This window comes from Desulfomarina sp. (assembly GCF_054039375.1).
The window spans coordinates 1-3,589 of sequence record NZ_JBPLBA010000080.1 but is presented as its reverse complement, the minus strand read 5'-3'; the positions used below and the strand labels follow the sequence as shown (position 1 = coordinate 3,589).

At 41.7% G+C, this 3,589-nt stretch carries 3 protein-coding genes; all 3 read left to right on the top strand.

The features are described 5' to 3' along the window. Window positions 1-349: 349 nt before the first annotated feature. The 3 genes from ACXLDX_RS04310 to gatA all read left to right on the top strand — a co-directional run bounded on the left by ACXLDX_RS04310 (window position 350) and on the right by gatA (window position 3,428). Window positions 350-1,465: an HD-GYP domain-containing protein gene (locus ACXLDX_RS04310; protein ID WP_457575962.1), complete on the top strand. Its 1,116-nt coding sequence runs from the start codon at window positions 350-352 to the stop codon at window positions 1,463-1,465. Continuing rightward, window positions 1,462-1,749, top strand: a complete 288-nt coding sequence (gene gatC / locus ACXLDX_RS04305; protein WP_457575961.1) for an Asp-tRNA(Asn)/Glu-tRNA(Gln) amidotransferase subunit GatC — start codon at window positions 1,462-1,464, stop codon at window positions 1,747-1,749. Before ACXLDX_RS04310 ends, gatC begins: the two co-directional genes overlap by 4 nt. A 221-nt stretch (window positions 1,750-1,970) precedes the next feature. Further along, a complete protein-coding gene (gene gatA, locus ACXLDX_RS04300) occupies window positions 1,971-3,428 on the top strand; it encodes an Asp-tRNA(Asn)/Glu-tRNA(Gln) amidotransferase subunit GatA (protein WP_457575960.1) in 1,458 nt (485 codons plus the stop codon). The last annotated feature ends 161 nt before the right edge of the window (window positions 3,429-3,589 follow it).

The following is a 3,589-nucleotide window of genomic DNA, read 5'->3' as shown; positions in this document are numbered from 1 at the left end:
AAGCGCAACCTATCCATTGCGAATTACACTTCAGACCTAAATCCTGCACTTCAGAAAATGAAAAAATATAAATATAACTTGATTTCAATGTATTAAGATGTATTTAACGAATTTGGCTATTCACTTTTTGAGTGAATGTAAATTTTTTCATTTGAATTCCTTATCAATTAAGATTTTTGGTGATTTTTGACCGCAGGCTAGCCTGATAAAGCAGGCACATTCTCAATTTGGCTGAATTTTATTAGTAATCATTTGAAAAAGATTAATATTATCAGTAATAAACCGGGCTGTACAGCCAGCGGACGTTTATGTTTTCAAGTAGAAATTATTACAGTGAAATGCTTTTGAAATGAACAGGGGGCCAACCAAAATACTTGTTGCCGATGATGACGCAATGGTGCGAACCACTGTATCGAAGATACTTGAGATGTTCGGCCATCAGGTGGATACGGTTATTGGTGGAAAAGAGGCTCTTGAAATAGTCGACAGCAGTTATGACGTTATAATTCTGGACATAAATATGCCAGAAATGAATGGTTTTGAAACCATGGATCATCTCAACAGGCTGGGACTTGATATTCCTGTTCTCTTTCTGACCGGTGCCGGATCTATGCATTATGCTGTCAAGGCCATTAATCTGGGCGCTTATGATTTTTTGACAAAGCCAATCGAAGACCTGGATATTTTCAATGTAAAAATACGCAGGGCCATTGAAAAGAGAATGTATGTTCTCAAAGAGAGCAGATACAGGCAATCCCTGGAAGATGATATTCAAAAAAAAGCCCGGCAGCTTGAAGAGCAGAACAAACTGCTTCTCACTTACAGTAATAGTCTGGAAAATGCGACCGTGCAGTTGATGAGCAGTCTTCAGAATGCCATGGAAGAAAAGGATTATTACACTGCCGGTCATACAATCAGGGTTACTGAATACGCTCTTATGCTTGGTCTGGCCATGGAGCTGCCGGAAAGTGAAATTCTTATTTTAAGGCGTGCCGCACAGTTTCACGATATAGGAAAACTGGTTATAGATCTTTCATGTATTCAGAAACCGGGAAAACTGACCGATGAAGAGTGGCTTTTGATCAGGAAACATCCAAGTGTGGGAGCAAACATCATAAAACCACTGGGTTTCATGAAAAAGGAACAGTTTATTATAAGACACCACCATGAGCGATTTGATGGTAAGGGTTATCCTGATGGTCTCTGTGGCGACGAACTTGATATTCTAACTAAAATTATAACAGTTGTTGACAGCTATGATGCCATGACTTCCCGGAGAAATTACAGGGAAAATAAAACTATGGAAGAGGCTGTTGAAGAACTATACCGCTGCAGCGGAACCCAGTTTGAACCGGCTGTTGTTGAAGCTTTTGCTCGATCTATTGTGGATTTCAAGCTTCCGGAAAACGGTTTTTCTGAAAAATCACTGGAAAATCTTTATGGAAAAAAGGTCGTAACCCAATGAAAAAAATATCAAAAAAAGAAGTTGAACATATCACACATCTTGCACGATTGACTCTAACTGAAAGAGAATTGGAAAAAGTAACAGTTCAGCTTGATACAATTTTATCATACGTGGAAAAACTAGATGAGTTGGAGACAGCGGACGTGGAACCGACTACACATGTTTTTTCAGTGTGTAATGCCTTCCGGGATGATGTTATTCTTGAATCCCTTCCAAGAGAGAAAGCCCTGGCAAATGCACCCCGACAGGATGGGGAAAGTTTTCATGTTCCGAAAATCATATAAACCTGCACGGTTGAAATCTATGGCTCGGCCATTTATACACAGAGGGTACAAAAAGCCAACGAAAACCCCGACCGTGACGGTACAGTTTTCAGCCGGGAATTTTCAGATAAACTTAAATCCTGCAATTGACAGGCTCGGAGTCAGGTGAATATTTACAGGGGCAATAATGCTGTTGTTTTAATGCCTCTGAACTGTAATTTCTCAAAGGTTTAAATAAATATATGGATTTATACAAGTTGACCATAGGTCAGGCTTTGGAAAAAATGGAGCAGGGTGAAATTTCTTCTGTTGAACTGACCCGTAACTGTCTTGATAGAATCGAAAAAATTGACAGCCAACTGAATGCTTTTGTCACTGTTGACAGGGAAGGTGCTCTTCACCAGGCGGCGGAAGCCGACGGGAAAAGAGGTCGTGGAGAAGGAGGACTCCTTTGTGGTATCCCTCTGTCAATAAAAGACCTTCTTTCCACAAAGGGCCTGAGAACAACCTGCGGGTCAAAAATGCTGGAAAATTTTGTTCCTGTATTTGATGCAACTGTCATTGAGAAAATAAAAAAGGAAGGAGGGGTCATCCTCGGTAAGGTGGCTATGGATGAATTTGCCATGGGTTCAACATCTGAAACCTGTTTTTCCGGGGCACCTCACAATCCCTACAGAAGAGGTTATGTGGCCGGTGGATCATCGGGAGGATCGGCAGCTTCGGTTGCTGCCATGGAATGTCTGGGTTCTCTAGGTTCTGATACAGGAGGATCCATACGACAGCCTGCGTCCCTCTGTGGGGTGGTAGGAATAAAACCAACTTATGGCAGGGTCTCCAGGTTTGGTCTGGTTGCTTTTGCATCCTCACTTGACCAGGTGGGTCCCATTGCTGGAAATGTTGACGACTGCGCAAGGCTTTTGCAGAGTATCAGTGGATATGACAAAAAAGATTCAACATCAGTAAAGCAACCTGTTCCCGATTTTTCCGATTTTATCGGCAGGAGTATTAAAGGAATAAAAGTGGGTGTTCCCAGAGAATATTTTGCTGAGGGTCTTGATCCTGAAATTGCTGCAATAGTGGAAAACGGGATAAATATCCTGAGGGAAGGAGGTGCGGAAATAAGAGATGTCTCCCTCCCGCATACGGAATACTGTGTTGCTGTTTACTATATAATTGCTCCCTCAGAAGCCAGTTCCAATCTTGCCCGGTATGATGGGGCACTTTACGGATATAGAGATAATAAAAGTGAAACTTTACTTGAGATGTACAAGAACAGCCGTTCCGCGGGTTTCGGGGATGAGGTTAAAAGACGTATTTTAATAGGAACATATGCTCTTTCTTCCGGTTATTATGACGCCTACTATAAAAAAGCTTCCCAGGTAAGAACGCTTATTTTAAAAGATTATAAAAATGTTTTCGATGAATGTGATGTCATTCTTTCGCCGGTAACTCCTTTGCCGGCCTGGAGAATGGGGGAAAACAAGGATGATCCTCTTTCTGTTTATCTTTCTGATATAATGACAATTTCAGCAAATCTTGCTGGAATTCCGGGTATGTCGGTCCCCGGTGGTTTTACCCGTGAAGGGTTGCCGGTTGGGATTCAGCTTCAGGCAAATCATTTCATGGAGGAAAAGCTTTTCCAAACGGGCTCTTACCTGGAAAGAGAGGTTGATCTGAAAAGGCCGGAGCTTGATTTTTAATTGATATTTAAATCCTTTGATTTTTCCGGGCGAGGATAACCGGAAGAACAGTGAAGGGGTTGTGCCGGTTTCTCTGAAAACTATCAATGGTGACGTAAATTGAAACTCGTTATTCCTGAAAATATAAGTCAGATAAAACCGTATCCACCGGGAAAACCCCA

Coding starts and splice junctions, on each gene's coding strand:
- ACXLDX_RS04310 (WP_457575962.1), top strand. CDS start 350: ATGAACAGGGGGCCAACCAAAATACTTGTTGCCGATGATGACGCAATG.
- gatC (WP_457575961.1), top strand. CDS start 1,462: ATGAAAAAAATATCAAAAAAAGAAGTTGAACATATCACACATCTTGCA.
- gatA (WP_457575960.1), top strand. CDS start 1,971: ATGGATTTATACAAGTTGACCATAGGTCAGGCTTTGGAAAAAATGGAG.